Here is a 16,925-nt window from a genome sequence, read left to right on the forward strand (position 1 = left end):
ATCGGCTTCTTCGGGCTGGCTCAATGCGACACTCCTTCAAGCAGGCGCTGCGAACCGATCTCGGCGAGGACGGTTTCCCCGGCGACGACCCTTTGCCCGAGCATGACGCGCGACGACGTTCCCTTGGGAAGGTAAACGTCGACGCGGCTGCCGAACCGTATGAGCCCCACTCTCTGACCAACGCCCAGTGTGTCCCCCGGTTTCACGAAGGGTACGATGCGACGCGCGACCAAACCGGCAATCTGCGTGAACCCCACGCAGACACCGTCGCTCCGCTCTACCAGGATGTGCTGCCGCTCGTTCTCGTCGCTCGCCTTGTCGAGTTCTGCTTTCAGGAACTGGCCGGGGACATAGACCAGCCGCTGGACCATGCCTGCAATGGGCGTCCGATTAATGTGAACGTCGAAGACTGACATGAAGATCGACACGCGGATTGTCGGCTCGTCGCTTAGGCAGGGAAGACCGTGACCGTCATCGACCACCAGTTCGCGCGGTGGATTGACCTCTGTGATCTGGACAATGCGCCCGTCGGCCGGAGATACAATGGCGTCGGTATCCTGCGGGACGACCCTTTCGGGATCGCGGAAAAACGCGAATATGCCGAGCGACAGGAAAGCCATCGGCCATGCCAGCGTTTCCCACGCGAACATAGCGAACAGCAAGGAGATGCCGAGCGCTGCGATGCCGAATTTCCGGCCCTCCGGATGGATCGCGGGCAGCCCCCACTGGGCTTCGCCGCGGCCCTGGCTGTCGAGTAGATCACCTGCCATGTGCGTGGGCCTAGGCGCTGATCGCGCCGCTCACAACCCGCCTAGCCTGCCTTGCGCACGAAAACGGTGCCGGCAGAGTACCCTGCGCCGAAGCTGCAGATCAGGCCCGTGTCGCCCTCTTCCAGGTCCTCGCTGTGCAAGTGGAAGGCGATGATCGAGCCGGCACTCGACGTATTGCCGTAGGTGTCGAGCACGGTGGGGCTTTCGTCCTCGTTCGCTTCATGGCCGAGGACCCGATGCGCAATAAGGCGATTCATTCCCGTATTCGCCTGGTGCAGCCACAGGCGGCGCAGCGCTGTCGGATCGATATCAAGCCGCCCAGCTTCGTCGACGATCATCTGCGCGACCATCGGCACGACTTCCTTGAAGACCTTGCGGCCTTCCTGGACGAACAATTTGTCCGGTCCGCCCGCATCTTCGGGGTAGGCGCGGTTGAGGAAGCCGAAGTTGTTGCGAATGTTGTTCGAGAACACCGTTTTCAGCTTGGTGCCCAGGATATCCCAGTGCTGCGCAGGAGCAATGGCGGCATCTTCGACCAGCACAGCCGTGGCGACGTCGCCAAAGATGAAATGGCTGTCGCGATCGCGCCAGTTGAGGTGGCCGCTGGTGATTTCCGGGCTGACCACGAGCACGCTCTTGGCGTTTCCGGCGCGAATGTAATCGGCGGCGGTCTGGATGCCAAAGGTCGCGGAAGAGCACGCGACATTCATATCGAAGCCGAACCCGTCGATGCCCAGCGCCTGCTGGATCTCGATCGCCATTGCCGGATAGGGGCGCTCCATATTCGAGGCTGCGCACAAAACAGCGTCGACGTCCTCGGGCTTGCGCCCTGCCCGCTCGAGCGCGTCGCGGGCCGCCTTGACGCCGATTTCAGCGAGGATGGACAATTCTTCGTTGGAACGCTGAGGCCAGCGCGGCGCCATCACATCGGGATCGAGAACCGGCTCTTTCGCCATCACGTGGCGCGCCTTGATGCCGCTCGCCTTTTCGATGAATTCGACCGAACTTTCCGTCAACGGCTCCATGTCACCCGAAGCGATCGCATCGGCATTCGCTTCGTTGTGGCGGCGCACATACTCGTTGAAGCTGGCGACCAGCTCTTCGTTGGTGATGCTTTCGGCGGGGGTGAACAATCCGGTCGAGGAAATGACGGGTCGACCGGTCATCTGGATATGCTGAGTCATGCCCGCGTGCCTAGGCCCGGCCAAGCTGGCTCGCAAGAGAGTTGCACAATGAAATACTGGGGGTGAGAGCCGGTGGTGGACAGGGCTGGATTCGAACCAGCGTACGCTTGCGCGGGCAGATTTACAGTCTGCTGCCTTTAACCACTCGGCCACCTGTCCACACGGGCTCGCCTGTTCTCTTCTCAGAGATATAACGTCGGAAACCCCTTGGGGTCCCTGCCGAGAGGCGCCCCTTTGGCGAAGCGACGCTTGCCTGTCAATGCCCTCACTGGCAGGAGCGCAGCCCAAGCCGAAATACAGGATGGAAAAGATGGCAAAGGGCGAACGCAAACGCGCATTGAGAGGTCGTGCCGGCCGCATGAAGGGTGGTCGAGGAAGTGGCAGGGCCAGTGCCGGTCACGTCCGCTTGTGGGGTCGCCACGCGGTCGAGGCGGCATTGAAGAACCCGGACCGCGTGCACCGCAAGCTGTGGGCAACACGCGAGGGGATCGAATCGCTCGACGGGGAACTGCCGCCGGACTTTCCGGTGGAGTTTGCCGATGGGCAGGATCTGGCCCGGCTTGTCGCAAAGGATGCTCCGCACCAAGGGCTGGTTCTGGAATGTGCGGCGCTGGAAGACAAGTTTCTCGATGAAGTGCTCGAGGGCGATCCCGCGCGGCCGATCGTCCTGCTCGACCAAGTAACCGATCCGCATAATGTGGGCGCCATCATGCGCTCGGCCAAGGCATTCGGTGCTGCGGCGATCGTAACGCAGGACCGCCATGCCCCGCCCGAAGGAGGCGTTATCGGCAAGACCGCATCCGGCGCGCTGGAAACGCTGCCGTGGATCCGGGTCGTAAACCTGGCCCGTGCGCTCGATGAGATCGCCGAGGCCGGATACTGGCGCATCGGCCTGACCGGCCATGCGGAGGCCACCCTGGCAGAGGCCCTGCCTGCCGGGCCGGTCGCCATCGTGCTTGGTGCCGAAGGCGAAGGGATGAGGCAGAACATCGAAGGCCACTGCGATGCGCTCGCAAAACTGCCGATCTCTTCGGAAATCGAAAGCCTTAACGTTTCCAACGCAGCTGCCGTGGCATTGTATGCCGTAGCAACGCGCAACTGACGGACCGACGAACTCGACCGGGGGGAATTCATGACTAAACCGATTCGCACAACCATCCTGGCGGCGGCTAGCTCGCTCGCCTTGACCGGCTGCCTGCTATCGCCAGGTACCTTCACCAGCGAAATGCAGCTGATGAAGGACGGCACCTTCGCGTACAATTACGACGGCGAAATCCAGATGCTGGCTCTGAGCAAGCTCGCCGAGATGGGCGCAAAGGCCGAAGAAGAGTTCGAAGCGGAATGCGTCGACGAGGAAACCTGGGAAGAGCGCGAGTGCTCGCTTGCGGAAGTGAACGAGCAACGCGCTGAATGGCAGGCAGGGGCGAGCGAACGGCGTGCCAAGGCTGAACGCGAGGCAGAGCAGGCGAAGCAGATGCTCGGCGGGTTCGACCCTTCCGACCCTGAAGCAGCGCAGAAGCTTGCCGACCAGCTGTCACGGCAGCGCGGTTGGCAGGCGGTCGAATACAAGGGCGATGGCATTTTCGACGTCGACTTCAGCGTATCTGGCCGCATGACCCACGACTTCGCCTTCCCGATGGTCGAGAAGATGCCCATGGCGAACATGTTCGTCACCATGATGCTGCGCGACGGCAACCAGGTGCGGGTCGATGCGCCGGGCTTTGCGTCGCAGGGCGGCGGCAATCCCATGCAGGGCATGATGACCGGGATGATGGGGCTGGCCACGCTCGGCAAGGCGAAGGAGAATGGCGAGGACGGCGAGATGCCGAACATACTGATGCCGAACGGCACCTTCACCATCGTCACCGATGGACGCATCCTTGCCAACAATACCGACGAAGGTCCTGTCGCGACCGCTCGCGGGCAGACGCTGGTCTGGGAGATCGACCAGCGCACAGAACAGGCACCGACTGCGCTCATCGCCTTCGACTGATCTCTCGAGGCCTTAGGGCCACAGAAAAACGCCGCAGCCACGCATCAAGCGGGCTGCGGCGTTTTCTTTTCCATGACTGCCAGCCGCACAAGTACGGCGCAGTGACGGAGCGGTCTTAGTTGACCGCGTCCTTGAGACCCTTGCCGGCCTTGAACTTCGGCTGGTTGGAAGCCTTGATCGTCATCGGTTCGCCGGTGCGGGGGTTGCGACCGGTCGACGCCTTGCGCTTTGCGACCGAGAACGTGCCGAAGCCGACCAGGCGGACTTCGTCACCGTTCGAGAGCGATTTGGTGATCGCGTCGAAAACGCCTTCGACGGCGCCTGCTGCGTCGCTCTTCGAAAGGCCGCTCGAATCGGCAACCGCGCTGATCAGGTCGTTCTTGTTCATTTTGATGGAAACCCCCTCATTTGGTGTTTTGAAATAATGCCGGTGAATCACGTCACCGAAGGCGAGCGAATTGAGAGGCTTTTGGTCGCGCTGTCAAAGGCAAAATCCGCGAAAAAGCGCCGATTTCGCGCTACGAATTCGATTTCTGCGACGAACCGTTGACTGCAGGTGTCCCACAACGGGAAAGACGCCCGAACCGAAGTCCGGGCGCCTTCACGATTCGCTGCAGTGCAACGTATCTTTTGTTAGTGTGCCGTAGGGGCCGCGGGGCCTCCAGCACCCGGATGGACAGGCTGGCTGGCAAGGTCGTCAGCCTCGGTCCATTCGATCGGCGCGGGGATCGCCGTAAGGGCATGTTCGAGGACTTCGTCGACGTGGCTGACTGCCACGATCTCCAGCCCCTCTTTCACGTTGTCGGGAATCTCGGCGAGATCCTTCACGTTCTCTTCCGGGATCAGCACCTTCTTGATGCCGCCGCGCAATGCAGCCAGCAGCTTTTCCTTGAGGCCGCCGATCGCCAGCACCCGGCCACGCAAGGTGACCTCTCCGGTCATCGCCACGTCCGCACGCACCGGAACGCCCGACAAGGTCGATACGATCGACGTCACCATGCCGACGCCCGCACTCGGCCCGTCCTTGGGCACGGCGCCTTCGGGAAGGTGGATATGGATGTTCTTGCGCTGGAAGATGCTGGGCTTGATGCCATAGGCAGGTGCCCGCGCCTTCACGAAGCTGAAGGCGGCGGCGACGCTTTCGTTCATCACCTCGCCTAGCTTGCCGGTGGTCTTGATCTCGCCTTTGCCCGGCGTCGTTACGCTTTCGATGGTCAACAATTCGCCGCCCACCTCGGTCCAGGCGAGGCCGGTGACAGCACCCACCTGCGGCTCGTCTTCGCTCATGCCGTGCTTGAACTTGCGCACGCCTGCGAACTCGCTGAGGTTTTCCGGCGTGATGGTTACTTCGGTCGCCTTGCCCTCGAGGATCTTGCGCAAGCTCTTGCGTGCCAGCCTTGCAAGCTCACGCTCAAGAGTACGCACACCAGCCTCGCGGGTGTAGTAGCGGATGAGATCGCGCAGCGCCTCTTCGGTCAGCTCGAACTCTACGGGCTTCAGACCATGGTCCCTAACCTGCTTGGGCAGAAGGTGACGCGATGCGATTTCGACCTTTTCGTCCTCGGTGTATCCTTCCAGGCGGATAATCTCCATACGATCGAGCAGCGGCTGCGGCAGGTTGAGGCTGTTCGCGGTGGTCACGAACATGATGTCCGACAGGTCTAGATCGAGTTCGAGGTAATGGTCCTGGAACTTGTTGTTCTGTTCGGGGTCCAGCACTTCGAGCAGGGCCGAGGCGGGATCGCCGCGGAAATCCTGTCCGAGCTTGTCGATCTCGTCGAGCAGGAAGAGCGGGTTGCTCTTGCCGGCCTTCTTGAGGTTGGTGACGATCTTGCCCGGAAGCGAGCCAATGTACGTCCGGCGGTGACCGCGGATTTCCGCCTCGTCGCGCACGCCGCCAAGTGACTGGCGCACGAATTCGCGGCCGGTCGCTTTCGCGATCGACTTGCCGAGGCTGGTCTTGCCGACGCCGGGAGGGCCGACGAGGCACAGGATCGGGCCTTTCAGCTTGTTGGTACGCGCCTGCACGGCAAGATATTCGATGATTCGGTCCTTGACCTTTTCGAGGCCATAGTGATCCGCATCCAGGATCTCCTGGGCCTTGCCGATGTCCTTCTTGACCTTGCTCTTCTTGCCCCACGGGAGGCCGAGCAGTACGTCGAGATAATTGCGAATGACGGTCGCCTCGGCGCTCATCGGCTGCATGGCCTTGAGCTTCTTGAGCTCGGCTTCGGCCTTGGCCCTGGCTTCCTTCGACAGCTTGGTCTTGCCGATCTTCTCGGTCAGTTCGGCAATCTCGTTGCCGCCGTCTTCGTCGTCACCGCCCAGCTCGTTCTGGATCGCCTTGAGCTGTTCGTTGAGATAATATTCGCGCTGGGTCTTCTCCATCTGGCGCTTCACGCGGCCACGGATGCGGCGTTCCACCTGAAGGACGGACAGTTCGCCTTCCATGAAGGACATGACCATTTCCAGCCGCTTGAGCGGATCGGGTTCGATCAGCAGCGATTGCTTGTCGGACACCTTGGCATTGATGGCGGCGGCAATCGTGTCGGCGAGTTCGCCAGCATCGTCGATTTCGCGCAGCTGTTCAGCGGCGTCTTCGCCGACCTTCTTGTTGAGCTTGGCGTATTCGCCGAACTGGTCGACGACCTGGCGCATCATTGCCGTGACCTCGCTGCCCGCAGCGGTCGGCTCTTCGATAATCGAGACATCGGCCACAACATGCTCGCCTTCGGGGCGAAGCGCTACGAGCTTGGCGCGTTCCTGGCCTTCGACCAGCACGCGCACGGTGCCGTCGGGCAGTTTGAGCAACTGCAGGACCTGCGCCACGACACCGAGGTCGTAAAGGTCGCTGCCCTCGGGGTCGTCACAGCCCGGATCGAGCTGGGAGAGGAGGAAGATGTCCTTCGATCCTTCCATCGCCACTTCGAGCGCCGCGACCGACTTGTCGCGGCCCACGAAAAGCGGAACGACCATGCCGGGAAAAACGACGATGTCGCGCAGGGGAAGAAGGGGGAAACTCTCTGTCATGTTTATGCGTCCGTTTGCGATCCGGTAAGTGTGTGGGACCGTCCTTGACCCTGAATATGGGTGCGCCCCCCACGCTTCGCAACGTGGAGGGCGCAACATGTTGGGGATTGGAGAGCGCGGAGCGCGCCCGGCTTACATTCCCGGGAGATTGAAGCCCGGCGGAAGTCCCATACCGCCCTGGATCTTCTGCATTTCTTCGGCCGACTTGCGGTCCGCCTTGTCGCGCGCATCGTTGAAAGCAGCGGCCACAAGGTCTTCGACCATCTGCTTTTCTTCCGGCTTCATCAGGCTGTCGTCGATCTTGACACCGATAATGCGACCACGCGCGGAGGCGCGGACCTTCACGAGGCCGCCACCGGCAGCTCCTTCGACTTCGATCGTGTCGAGCTTGGCCTGCGCCTCGCCCATCTGCGTCTGGATCGTCTCGGCGGCCTTCTGGGCTGCGGCGATCATTTCTTCCATCGATTTCATGCGTTTCGACTCCAGGGTATTTCGCGCCGTTGCGGGGGGAGCTCGGCGCCGTCTTCGATAAGTTCGGCATCGGGGAATGCCGCGAATGTGGCTTTCACCAGCGGATGTTCGCGTAGCTTGGCCTTGGCCTCCTCGCGCTCCGCTTTCTCGACTTCAACCAGCGATGGACGGGCCTTCGCCGGATCGCCGCTTTCCAGCGTCCAGCGTTCACCGCTGATCGCATAGAGAGCGTCCTTCAGCACCGGCTCGATCGCATCGCTGAACTTGTCGGAGCGATGATAGACCAACCTGCCCTGCTCCACCAGGATCGGGCGTACTTGCAGGCGCATGATGCTTGCGGCCTGCAAATGACCGGCATTGTCGATCTTGTCGACAAGCGTTTCCCAGTCGAGCGAAGCAGATGGCGCTCCAGCGCCGCCGATGTCTTGAGAAGCGGCGGCAGGCGCCGGGCCGCGTTCCGCCAGTTCTTCCAGCTTTTTCGCCAGCCTCCCGGGATCGGGCAGGTTCGAAGCGTGGAGCACGCGCAACAGAGCCATTCGGGCGGATACGAGTGGATCGGGTGCCTGCCGCACCTCGTCATGACCCTTGAGCAATAGTTGCCAGAGGCGATGGACCTGGCCGACTTCGAGCCGCTTCGCCCAGTCATCCAATTGCTCGCGCTCTTCGGCGGTCGGTGCGTCGGCCTCCCCGGCCACCTGCGCCAGCGCGATGCGGTGAGTAAGATCCATGAGCGCGCGCATCAGCGACAAGGGCTCGACACCCAGTGCATACTGGTCGTCGACGGCCTTCAAGGCGGCCTTGGAATCGCCGTCCAGCAAGTGGGCGAACAGGCGCCGCTGCGCCCCGCGATCGGCAAGGCCAAGCATGTCGCGAACGCGCTCTGCAGAAACCTTCCCGCCGGTTTCCATGTCGGCATGGGCAATCGCCTGGTCGAGGATGGACAGGCCGTCGCGCACCGAGCCTTCGGCGGCGTTGGCGATGATATGAAGCGCCTCGTCCTCGGCCTCGACCCCTTCCTTGCGGCAGATTTCCGCGAAATGGGATTCAAGCAATTCCACCGGGATTCGGCGCAAGTCGAAACGCTGCGTGCGGCTGAGGACCGTGACCGGAAGTTTGTCCACCTCGGTCGTGGCAAAGAGGAATTTCACATGCGCCGGCGGTTCTTCAAGCGTCTTGAGCAAGGCATTGAACGCATTGCGCGACAGCATGTGAACTTCGTCGATGATGTAGATCTTGTAGCGCGCAGATACCGCCGCATAGCGAACCGCCTCGATGATCTCGCGAACGTCGTCCACCCCGGTATGGCTGGCGGCGTCCATCTCGATCACGTCGATATGCCGACCTTCGGCGATCGCCGTACAGGGCTCGCAGACGCCGCAGGGGCTTATCGTCGGACCACCCTCTCCATCCGGACCGACGCAATTGAGAGCCTTGGCGATCAGGCGCGCGGTCGAGGTCTTCCCCACCCCTCGCACGCCGGTCATCAGGAAGGCGTGGGCCAGCCGGTCGCGGGCGATGGCGTTGGCCAAAGTCCTGACCATCGCATCCTGGCCGATCAATTCGGCAAAGGTCTGCGGACGGTACTTGCGTGCGAGCACACGATAAGGCTGCGCGGCCTGCGGCGCAGCGACCGCAGGAGCCGGTGCCGCTTCGGCCTGGGCAACCGGGGGCTTTTCAGCAGGAGCCGGGGCGGGTTCGGGAGCGTCCCCGAACATCGAATTCTGGCCAGCAGCCTCGAGTTCCGCTGCGCTCGGCGTTTCCGCTTCTTCAGCCTCGGCTTCCCACGGAAGACCGTCAGTATTGTCCGGTGAATCACCCATGCAGGATTAGGTAGGCGCAGACGCGCCGAATGTCATGAAGGGTGTGGGAAAATAAAGGAGCCGAGCGACCCGTCGCAATTCACCTGGGCTGCTTCCTTCCGGACCTGACCCGGTGAGCGAACGCAAACGTCCACCCGACTCCCGGCGCGCCATATGGCGGCGGTTTGCCTAGATTTCAACTCCGCATTTCAGGCGGAGCGATTACCGGAAATTATCGGCGTAGGCCTGCAGCTTCAGATTGTGCGGCGGCGTGGCGTGGACGCGGGCGGGAATGCCGTATTTTTCGGCATAGGCCTTGGCCTCGTCCTTGCTCGGGAACTTGAGCTGCACCTGGACCTGTGTGTCGCCGCTGCCTGTCCAGCCCATCAGGGGGTCGGCCTTGCGCGCTTCGGACTGTTCGAATTCCAGCACCCACTCGTCGGTGCGGGCCTTGCCGGATTGCATCGCGCTTTGCGGACGTTGGTAGATTCGTGCAGCCATAGTGGGCGCCCCATAATTCAACCTCCCGATTTATGGAAGGCGTTCTTGGTCTTCAAACTCGGCTTTTCGGTCCAAGGTTCCTCGGGCCAGCGATGCTTGGGATAGCGACCCTTCATGTCCTTACGCACATCGTCCCAACTGCCGCGCCAGAATCCCGGCAGGTCGCGCGTCGACTGGATCGGGCGTCCGGCAGGGCTGGTGAGCTTCAGGAGAAGCGGCGTCTTGCCGATCATCGGATGCCGCTCCAGCCCGAACAGGGCTTGCACGCGGACTTCCACGCTCGGCGCATCGTCGCCTGTGTAGTCGATCGGATGAGTGGTCCCGGCGGGCGAGGTAAAATCCCGCGGTGCTTCGCTATCCAGCCTTTGGCGTGCATCCCAGTCGAGGAGATTTAGGAGCGCATCGACCAGCCGGCCTTTGGGCAAATCCAGATCGCGCCGGCCGGCCAGCAAGGGCACAAGCCATAAGTCCATGGTATCGCGCAAATTTTCGGTCTCAAACGCGTCGATGCCGACAAAGGCAGCCCGGGCCGAAAGCGCCTGCGGAACCAGCTTTGCCGGGTTATCCAACGCTTTTTCCACAAGGCTGTCCACAATCGCCTGCTCGTCAGGGGAAGGGTCGGGACCGCTCGCCAGCGTGATCGCGCCGAGCCGCCGTTCGAGCCGCGCTTCGATACGATTCCCACTCCACCGCAAGACCGACCGTCCTTCGATCCGATCATCCAGCCAGCGCTCGAGATCGCTTTCCCCGAGCGCGATTGCCGAGGTGATCCGGGCTGCCTTCGCTTGCCCCTGCGCGTCGCCGATTACGAGATAGGACGATCGGGCCAGCGACGACGTTGGATCCAGCGAAAATCCCCTGCCCCCTGCGGATATCCAGCTCTCGCCACTCGCATCGCGTCGTTTGGCGATGAATTCGGGCCTCCCTGCTGCGAGCATGATGGCGGCAGGTGGTGCTTCACCCCTTACCTTATCGACGAGATCCTTCGCTTGGGCTGCCCAACGCTTTGCCAGTTTTCGGCTCGCTTCTGCCCGCTGGCCGCGATCGCCGTCCCAACGTTGCAGCCGTGCCTCCAGATCCTCTCCGCGACCGCCCAGCGCTCTTTCCTGGAGCAATAGCGCAAGTTTGGCCGCCCTTTCTGCCGCGCCGTGTTCCGCTCCGAAAAGGAGCATCGCAGCCGAAGCCGGATCCATCGGTAACCGCGCCAGCTTTTCACCCGCTGGCGTAATGCGCCCCTCCCCATCGAGCGCGCCGAGCTCCTGCAAGGTGTTGCGCGCCGCAGCAACGGAAGGGGCGGAAGGCTTATCGAGCCACTGCAACGCGGCTGGCTCGTTCGTGCCCCATTTCGCAAGTGTCAGGACCAGCGGCGCGAGGTCGGCGGTCTCCATCTCCGGAGGATCGAATGCGGGGCGCCCGGCGTGGCCGCCCTCCTCCCACAATCGATAGGCAACTCCCGGGCCCTGCCTCGCCGCGCGCCCTGCCCGCTGCGCCGCAGCCGCTTGGCTCGCGCGGTGGGTCACCAGATGCGTGGTGCCAGCCGCACGGTCGAATTCGGCGCGGCGCGATAGTCCGGCATCGACGACTATCGAAACCCCATCGAGTGTCAGCGAGGTTTCTGCAATCGCCGTGGCGAGCACGATGCGGCGACGTCCTTGCGGATCGCGGCGGATCGCAGCGCGCTGGTCCGCGCCTTGTACCTGTCCGTGAAGTGGAAGGACCACGGCGTCGGGCAGTCGCGCTTCAACCCGCTCGCGCGTGCGCTCGATCTCGCCCACGCCGGGTAGGAACGCCAGGATATCGCCTTCTTCGTCACGCCATGCTTGGGCGATGGCCGACGTCATGGCGTCCTCCACCCGCATTTGCGGCGAAGACCCGAGCCATTCGATGCGCAAGGGGTGGGCGCGGCCTTCGCTTTCGAAGACCGGCGTGTCCACGCCCAGCAAATCCGCGAACCGCGTGCCGTCGATGGTCGCCGACATGACAAGGACCCGCAGGTCGTTGCGCAGCACAGCGCGACTTTCCAGAGCCAGAGCCAGGCCAAGGTCACTGTCGAGATGACGCTCATGCGCCTCGTCGAACAGGACTGCCGAGACGCCCTCCAGTTCGGGATCCTGAACGAGCATGTTTACGAAAATCGCCTCGGTAACGACCAGGACCCGCGTCTTCGGGCCACGCTTGCTGTCGAGGCGGGTCAGATAGCCGATCGTCTCACCCGGCTTTTCGCCCAGCATCTCGGCCATGCGCTCGGCAGCAGCACGAGCCGCAACACGGCGCGGCGATGTCAGGATGACAGTGCCCGTGCACCAGTCCTGGGTAATCAACGCAGGCCCGACGGCGGTCGTTTTACCTGCACCCGGAGGAGCGATGAGGACGGCGCCCGTGCCTACCCGCAGACTCTCAAGCAGGTCTGGTAGGACCGCACTGATTGGTAGCGCATCCGGCACCCGGACAGCACTTAGTGCCCGCGTGCGACCGCGAACAGTGCCGCCTGCGCCATTGCCTGCCGGGCTTTGCCATCGGGGAAGATCGAGAGCGCGTCAATGGCGCGCTGGGCGAAGTGGCGTGCACGTGCTTTCGTGTCGGCAACGGCGTTGTACTTGCCGATCAGGCGGATCGCTTCGGCCAGGTCTTCGTCGCCTGAGCGGAACCCCGCGATCGCCGATTTCCAGAAAGCGCGCTCTTCCTCGTTGCCGCGAGCGTAAGCGAGAATGACCGGCAGGGTCATCTTGCCTTCCCGGAAATCATCGCCCTGGTCCTTGCCCATTTGCGCGGCGTCGGCATCGTAATCGAGCGCGTCGTCGACCAGCTGAAAGGCAACCCCGAGGTTGCGTCCGTATTCGTCGAGCGCCCGTTCCTCTTCCTCGCCACACTCGGCGACGACAGCGGCGATCCTGCTCGCGGCGGCGAACAGGGCCGCAGTCTTTGCGCGGATGATATGGAGGTAGCGCTCCTCGCTCGTGTCGATCTTGCGCTGGGCGGTGAGCTGGTCGACCTCGCCTTCGGCGATGATCGCACTGGCACCGGACAGGATCTTCAGCACCTTCAGGCTGCCGTCCTCGGTCATCAGTTCGAACGAGCGGCTGAAGAGGAAATCTCCGACCAGCACGGTCGCGGGATTACCATAGATTATGTTGGCCGCCGCCTTGCCGCGCCTCAGGTCGCTGCCATCGACGACATCGTCATGCAGCAGCGTGGCGGTGTGGATGAACTCGACCGCCGCGGCGAGCTTGTAGTGGCGGGTCCCGCTATACCCGACCAGTTCCGCCCCGGCGAGCGTCAGCATGGGCCGCAGCCGCTTGCCGCCGCCCGAAATTAGGTGTCCGGCCAGTGCAGGGATCAGCGGCACTTCGCTCTGCATCCGGTCGAGAATGACCTGATTGACCTGGTTCATGCCCGAGGCGGTGAGCGCGAGCATGGGATCGATCGAGGGCACGGGGCCCTTGCGCGGAAGGGGTACGACGTCGGCTGTCATTGCAGCTTGGCCATGCGCTGCACTTGCTTTCTTGGCAAGAGAGCAATTGATGATAGCTTGGCAAGCGATGACGCAAATGGCGCAACCTCAACCGGGGGACGACAAGGTCCTGGCCGGCTATCGCAAGAGCATCGACAACATCGATGCCGCTATCGTCCACATGCTCGCGGAACGCTTTCGCATCACGCAGGCGGTCGGGGAATACAAGGCGAAGGTGACGCTGCCGCCGGCCGATCCGAACCGCGAGAAAGAGCAGATCGCGCGCCTGCGCCGCCTTGCGGAGGAAAGCGAGCTCGATCCCGAGTTCAGCGAGAAATTCCTGCGCTTTATCATCGACGAGGTCATTCGCCACCACGAAAGGGCGCGTGGTAGCTAACCCGCCCGGGGAAGGCTGAGCTTTACCAACAGCCCGCCGAGGTCCTCGCTTTCGTCGAGTTCGACCGAGCCGCCGTATATCTCCGCCACGTCCCGCACGATTGCCAGGCCAAGACCGGTGCCGGGCTTGCCCGTGTCCAGGCGCGCGCCGCGGTCGAAAATGCGGGCACGTTCGCATTCGGGAATGCCGGTACCGTCATCCTCGACCCAGATGGTGCACAGCTCTTCATCGCGTGCGGCATCGATGGTCACGAACACGCTGCCGCCGCCATATTTGGCCGCGTTCTCGATTAGGTTGCCGAGAATTTCATCAAGATCCTGCCGCTCGATCGAGACGGCGGCCAGCTTGTTCCCGTCAAGGTCGAAGCGGGTGTTCTCGTAGATACGTGTGACGGCGCGCAGCACGCTTTGAGCGCTTGGCCAGACGTCGGCACGCGCATGGCCACTCGCCCGCCGCCCGACCGCCCTCGCCCGCGCGAGATGGTGTTCGACATGGCGCTGCATGGTCTTGGTCTCGCGGCATACGAGGTCTGACAGCTTGGGATCGTGGGCGGTCGCGGCATTCGTCAGAACCGTCAGCGGGGTCTTGAGTGCATGGGCCAGATTGCCCGCGTGCATGCGCGCCTCTTCCGCCTGCTTTTCGCTATGGGCGAGCAAGCCGTTGATCTCTTCCACCAGCGGCTCGACCTCGAGCGGCAGCGGCTCCGTAATCCGGTTTGCCCCTTCCGAACGCATCGACTGGATCGCGGCGCGCACACGGCGCAGCGGCGACAGGCCGTAATAGCTTTGCAGGATCGCCATGATCAGCAGGCCGAGGCCAAGCGCGGCAAAGCTCCAGATCAGGATCGAACGGATCCGGGCGATCTGGAAATCGAGTTCCTCGCGCGCCGAGGCGACGGTGAAGGTCCACACCACATCGCTGTCGGGCAGTTCGACATTGCGCTCTACCACCCGCAGCGGCTCGCCATCGAACTGGTATGAATCGTAAAAATGCGGGTCGTTGTCGCGATGCGATCCATCCACCGTCAGGGTGCGATCCCAAAGGCTGCGGCTGGGGAAGGTCTCGCGCCCATCCCCGCTGATTTGCCAATAGACGCCGCTGTAAGGTTCGAGAAAGCGCTGGTCGCCGAGCGAGCGATAAGTCCAGACCTCGCCATTATTGTCGATCTCTGCAGAGGAGATCAGCGCGGTCAACACGTACTCCAGCTGGTTGTCGAAATTGTTCTGCACCAACCGCGTCAGCGTGCGGTCCAGCGCGAAGCCCCCGCCCACCAGCAACAGGCCGATCCAGACGGCCGCGATGACCATCATGCGCTTGGCAAGGCTGCGCTGCGGCGGCATGCCTTTCGGCAATGTCACGGGGTCTGCTGGCGGCGCAGACGCGTCACCGGGCGGAATGTCCGCCGCGCGACGCGCCTCGCCAGCCGGAGTATCCTCAGGCTCGGGGCGCGTCAGCGGGGTCGTCGAGGCTGTACCCAAGTCCACGGATAGTCGTGATTACCTCTGCACCCAGCTTCTTGCGGATGCGCGTAACGAAGACCTCGATCGTGTTGGAATCACGGTCGAAATCCTGATCGTAGATGTGCTCGATCAGCTCGGTGCGGCTGACTACCTTGCCCTTGTGGTGCATGAGGTAGCTCAGCAGCTTGTATTCCTGCGCGGTCAGCTTGACCGGCTCGCCAGCCAGTGTGACACGGCCCGAACGGGTGTCCAGGCGGACTTGCCCTGCAGTCAGTTCGCTGGAGGTATTGCCGGACGCACGGCGGATGAGCGCGCGAAGGCGGGCGATCAGCTCTTCGGTCTGGAACGGCTTGGCGAGGTAGTCGTCGGCACCGGCATCGAGGCCCGCCACCTTGTCGGACCAGCTGTCGCGCGCGGTGAGGACGAGGACAGGGAACTTGCGCCCTTCCTTGCGCCACATGCCCAGCACGGTCAGCCCGTCGATCTCAGGCAAGCCGAGGTCGAGGATGACAGCGTCGTAATCTTCGGTGGAACCGAGGAAATGCCCGTCTTCGCCGTCGGTCGACAAATCGACCGCGTAGCCATTCTGCTCGAGAGTGCTCTTGAGCTGCTGGCCGAGCGTGGGTTCGTCCTCGACAATCAGGATCCGCATGAATTTCCGTCCTTGTTATCTGCGTAATGCGTGTCGTTCATGTAGATGAACGCGTCAAGATGAACGGAGTTTCTTGTGCCCGGTGCCGGACCGCTCAGCGGCTGCGGCGCAGGACGCGGCCAGTGCGCGCATCGACATCGACGAACTTCACCTTGCCGTTCTTGATGAACTTCAGGCGGTAGGCCATCGCGGTCGAGTCGTAGTCGAAACCGAGGTATTCCGCGTCGCCCATCGAGGGAACGATGCGATTTTCAATTTCACGGGCGCGCATGATGTTGCCTGCCCGCATTTCCTTGCGCGCTTCGCCCTGGTCGGTGCGACGCTGCGCCTCTGCCGGGGTCGCCATAAGCGGGCCGGCGACGAGACCGAAAGCGAGGAAGGATGCAAGCAGGCGTTTCATGATGCTGTAGTGACTACTCCCGAGCCATTGAACAAGTCGTGAATGTGGACGTTCACAATCGTTCAGCGCGTCATCTCGTATTTTACCGTCACATTGACGCCGGTGCTGACAAGGCCGGGCTGGACCGGTGCCGACTGATCGGCAGCGGCTTCGAGAGCCATGGTTCTGACCACGGGGTAATTTCCTTGCGAGCGCCCGGTAATCGTCTCGTTCACTTCGAGCAGGCGAATTCCGGTAAAGCCGGCAAGCTGCGCGTATTCCAAAGCCTGTTCGCGGCCGCGCTGCATCGCCGTGGCCCTTGCCCGTGCTTTTGCTTCGGTATCGTTTTCGAGGCTGAAGCGCGGCCCGTCGAGATTGGTTGCGCCTGCCACCACCAGCGCATCAAGCACTTCGCCGGTTTCGTCGATATCGCGCAGTTTCACGCTGACCCGGTTCATCGCCTGGTAGCCGCGGAATACCTGCCGCTGCTGGCGCTGGTCGTAATCGTAGCGCGCATTCAGGTTGATACCGGAGGTCTGGATGTCCCGCTCCGCCACGCCGAGCGCCTTGATCCGTTCGATCACCTTGCGCATCTCGACCGAGTTCTGCCGCAAAGCTTCGACTGCAGTGGGGGCATTTGTCACCACGCCTGCGCCGACATTGACGATGTCGGGTTCCGCCTCGATCTGCTCCGAAATACTGAGTTCCACCACGGGGCCGGTGGCGGCGATCTGGACTTCGGCGGCCTGGGCGGTTCCGGCCATGGCAAGGGCTGCAAGAGCTGGGACGGTATGGCGGATCATGGCGTAACTCCTTTTGTTGAGAGGTGTTTTTCGGC

The 16,925-nt window shown here is 62.7% G+C and carries 16 protein-coding genes, 1 tRNA gene and 1 other RNA gene; 3 read left to right on the forward strand and 15 right to left on the reverse strand.

Features of this window, described 5'->3' with window-relative positions; translation table 11 throughout:
• Positions 1-20: 20 nt before the first annotated feature.
• The 3 genes from GRI34_RS06500 to GRI34_RS06510 all read right to left on the reverse strand — a co-directional run bounded on the left by GRI34_RS06500 (position 21) and on the right by GRI34_RS06510 (position 2,113).
• The gene (locus GRI34_RS06500) at positions 21-770 is read right to left on the reverse strand and encodes a phosphatidylserine decarboxylase (RefSeq protein ID WP_160595237.1); all 750 of its coding nucleotides are present in this window, start codon (positions 768-770) and stop codon (positions 21-23) included.
• 41 nt (positions 771-811) lie between these two features.
• Complete coding sequence (locus GRI34_RS06505; RefSeq protein ID WP_199800125.1) at positions 812-1,954, reverse strand: beta-ketoacyl-ACP synthase III; 1,143 nt, start codon at positions 1,952-1,954, stop codon at positions 812-814.
• A gap of 73 nt (positions 1,955-2,027) precedes the next feature.
• A tRNA-Tyr gene (locus GRI34_RS06510) sits at positions 2,028-2,113 on the reverse strand.
• Between the two features lie 100 nt (positions 2,114-2,213).
• Between GRI34_RS06510 and rlmB the strand changes: the two genes are divergently transcribed.
• A complete protein-coding gene (gene rlmB, locus GRI34_RS06515) occupies positions 2,214-3,056 on the forward strand; it encodes a 23S rRNA (guanosine(2251)-2'-O)-methyltransferase RlmB (RefSeq protein WP_234028162.1) in 843 nt (280 codons plus the stop codon).
• A 30-nt stretch (positions 3,057-3,086) separates the two neighbouring features.
• Positions 3,087-3,947: a hypothetical protein gene (locus GRI34_RS06520; RefSeq protein WP_160595239.1), complete on the forward strand. Its 861-nt coding sequence runs from the start codon at positions 3,087-3,089 to the stop codon at positions 3,945-3,947.
• A gap of 115 nt (positions 3,948-4,062) precedes the next feature.
• On the opposite strand, the gene GRI34_RS06525 is transcribed toward GRI34_RS06520, so the two are convergent.
• The 8 genes from GRI34_RS06525 to GRI34_RS06560 all read right to left on the reverse strand — a co-directional run bounded on the left by GRI34_RS06525 (position 4,063) and on the right by GRI34_RS06560 (position 13,220).
• Complete coding sequence (locus GRI34_RS06525) at positions 4,063-4,335, reverse strand: HU family DNA-binding protein (RefSeq protein ID WP_090481341.1); 273 nt, start codon at positions 4,333-4,335, stop codon at positions 4,063-4,065.
• A 245-nt stretch (positions 4,336-4,580) separates the two neighbouring features.
• Complete coding sequence (gene lon / locus GRI34_RS06530) at positions 4,581-6,977, reverse strand: endopeptidase La (RefSeq protein WP_160595240.1); 2,397 nt, start codon at positions 6,975-6,977, stop codon at positions 4,581-4,583.
• Between the two features lie 132 nt (positions 6,978-7,109).
• Positions 7,110-7,448, reverse strand: coding sequence for a YbaB/EbfC family nucleoid-associated protein (locus tag GRI34_RS06535; RefSeq protein WP_160595241.1), 339 nt, complete (start codon positions 7,446-7,448; stop codon positions 7,110-7,112).
• On the reverse strand, positions 7,445-9,268 hold the full coding sequence (locus tag GRI34_RS06540) for a DNA polymerase III subunit gamma/tau (RefSeq protein ID WP_160595242.1): 1,824 nt from the start codon (positions 9,266-9,268) through the stop codon (positions 7,445-7,447). The genes GRI34_RS06535 and GRI34_RS06540 overlap by 4 nt, the downstream gene beginning before the upstream one ends.
• Before the next feature lie 50 nt (positions 9,269-9,318).
• Positions 9,319-9,413: signal recognition particle sRNA small type (ffs, locus tag GRI34_RS06545), an RNA gene on the reverse strand.
• Between the two features lie 56 nt (positions 9,414-9,469).
• Complete coding sequence (locus GRI34_RS06550; RefSeq protein WP_090481332.1) at positions 9,470-9,748, reverse strand: ETC complex I subunit; 279 nt, start codon at positions 9,746-9,748, stop codon at positions 9,470-9,472.
• A 17-nt stretch (positions 9,749-9,765) separates the two neighbouring features.
• Positions 9,766-12,192: an ATP-dependent helicase HrpB gene (gene hrpB, locus GRI34_RS06555; protein ID WP_160595243.1), complete on the reverse strand. Its 2,427-nt coding sequence runs from the start codon at positions 12,190-12,192 to the stop codon at positions 9,766-9,768.
• A gap of 11 nt (positions 12,193-12,203) precedes the next feature.
• Positions 12,204-13,220 (reverse strand): polyprenyl synthetase family protein, encoded by a 1,017-nt coding sequence (locus GRI34_RS06560; protein WP_160595244.1) that lies wholly within the window; start codon positions 13,218-13,220, stop codon positions 12,204-12,206.
• 49 nt (positions 13,221-13,269) lie between these two features.
• Between GRI34_RS06560 and GRI34_RS06565 the strand changes: the two genes are divergently transcribed.
• Positions 13,270-13,596 (forward strand): chorismate mutase, encoded by a 327-nt coding sequence (locus GRI34_RS06565; RefSeq protein WP_234028163.1) that lies wholly within the window; start codon positions 13,270-13,272, stop codon positions 13,594-13,596.
• Here GRI34_RS06565 and GRI34_RS06570 read toward each other — a convergent pair.
• From GRI34_RS06570 to GRI34_RS06585, 4 genes are all read right to left on the reverse strand, one after another.
• Entirely contained in the window at positions 13,593-14,936 is a 1,344-nt protein-coding gene (locus GRI34_RS06570) for a sensor histidine kinase (RefSeq protein ID WP_160596420.1), read from the reverse strand. The two genes, GRI34_RS06565 and GRI34_RS06570, sit on opposite strands and share 4 nt — an antisense overlap.
• A gap of 94 nt (positions 14,937-15,030) precedes the next feature.
• Positions 15,031-15,708, reverse strand: a complete 678-nt coding sequence (locus tag GRI34_RS06575; RefSeq protein ID WP_090481318.1) for a response regulator transcription factor — start codon at positions 15,706-15,708, stop codon at positions 15,031-15,033.
• Between the two features lie 94 nt (positions 15,709-15,802).
• Entirely contained in the window at positions 15,803-16,108 is a 306-nt protein-coding gene (locus tag GRI34_RS06580) for a PepSY domain-containing protein (protein WP_160595245.1), read from the reverse strand.
• Between the two features lie 62 nt (positions 16,109-16,170).
• Positions 16,171-16,890 (reverse strand): SIMPL domain-containing protein, encoded by a 720-nt coding sequence (locus GRI34_RS06585; RefSeq protein WP_160595246.1) that lies wholly within the window; start codon positions 16,888-16,890, stop codon positions 16,171-16,173.
• Positions 16,891-16,925 lie beyond the last annotated feature (35 nt).

Origin of the sequence: Qipengyuania aquimaris (assembly GCF_009827445.1) — a bacterium.
GTDB lineage: Bacteria > Pseudomonadota > Alphaproteobacteria > Sphingomonadales > Sphingomonadaceae > Qipengyuania > Qipengyuania aquimaris.

Coding starts and splice junctions, on each gene's coding strand:
- GRI34_RS06500 (WP_160595237.1), bottom strand. CDS start 770: ATGGCAGGTGATCTACTCGACAGCCAGGGCCGCGGCGAAGCCCAGTGG.
- GRI34_RS06505 (WP_199800125.1), bottom strand. CDS start 1,954: ATGACTCAGCATATCCAGATGACCGGTCGACCCGTCATTTCCTCGACC.
- rlmB (WP_234028162.1), top strand. CDS start 2,214: ATGCCCTCACTGGCAGGAGCGCAGCCCAAGCCGAAATACAGGATGGAA.
- GRI34_RS06520 (WP_160595239.1), top strand. CDS start 3,087: ATGACTAAACCGATTCGCACAACCATCCTGGCGGCGGCTAGCTCGCTC.
- GRI34_RS06525 (WP_090481341.1), bottom strand. CDS start 4,335: ATGAACAAGAACGACCTGATCAGCGCGGTTGCCGATTCGAGCGGCCTT.
- lon (WP_160595240.1), bottom strand. CDS start 6,977: ATGACAGAGAGTTTCCCCCTTCTTCCCCTGCGCGACATCGTCGTTTTT.
- GRI34_RS06535 (WP_160595241.1), bottom strand. CDS start 7,448: ATGAAATCGATGGAAGAAATGATCGCCGCAGCCCAGAAGGCCGCCGAG.
- GRI34_RS06540 (WP_160595242.1), bottom strand. CDS start 9,268: ATGGGTGATTCACCGGACAATACTGACGGTCTTCCGTGGGAAGCCGAG.
- GRI34_RS06550 (WP_090481332.1), bottom strand. CDS start 9,748: ATGGCTGCACGAATCTACCAACGTCCGCAAAGCGCGATGCAATCCGGC.
- GRI34_RS06560 (WP_160595244.1), bottom strand. CDS start 13,220: ATGACAGCCGACGTCGTACCCCTTCCGCGCAAGGGCCCCGTGCCCTCG.
- GRI34_RS06565 (WP_234028163.1), top strand. CDS start 13,270: ATGATAGCTTGGCAAGCGATGACGCAAATGGCGCAACCTCAACCGGGG.
- GRI34_RS06570 (WP_160596420.1), bottom strand. CDS start 14,936: ATGCCGCCGCAGCGCAGCCTTGCCAAGCGCATGATGGTCATCGCGGCC.
- GRI34_RS06575 (WP_090481318.1), bottom strand. CDS start 15,708: ATGCGGATCCTGATTGTCGAGGACGAACCCACGCTCGGCCAGCAGCTC.
- GRI34_RS06580 (WP_160595245.1), bottom strand. CDS start 16,108: ATGAAACGCCTGCTTGCATCCTTCCTCGCTTTCGGTCTCGTCGCCGGC.
- GRI34_RS06585 (WP_160595246.1), bottom strand. CDS start 16,890: ATGATCCGCCATACCGTCCCAGCTCTTGCAGCCCTTGCCATGGCCGGA.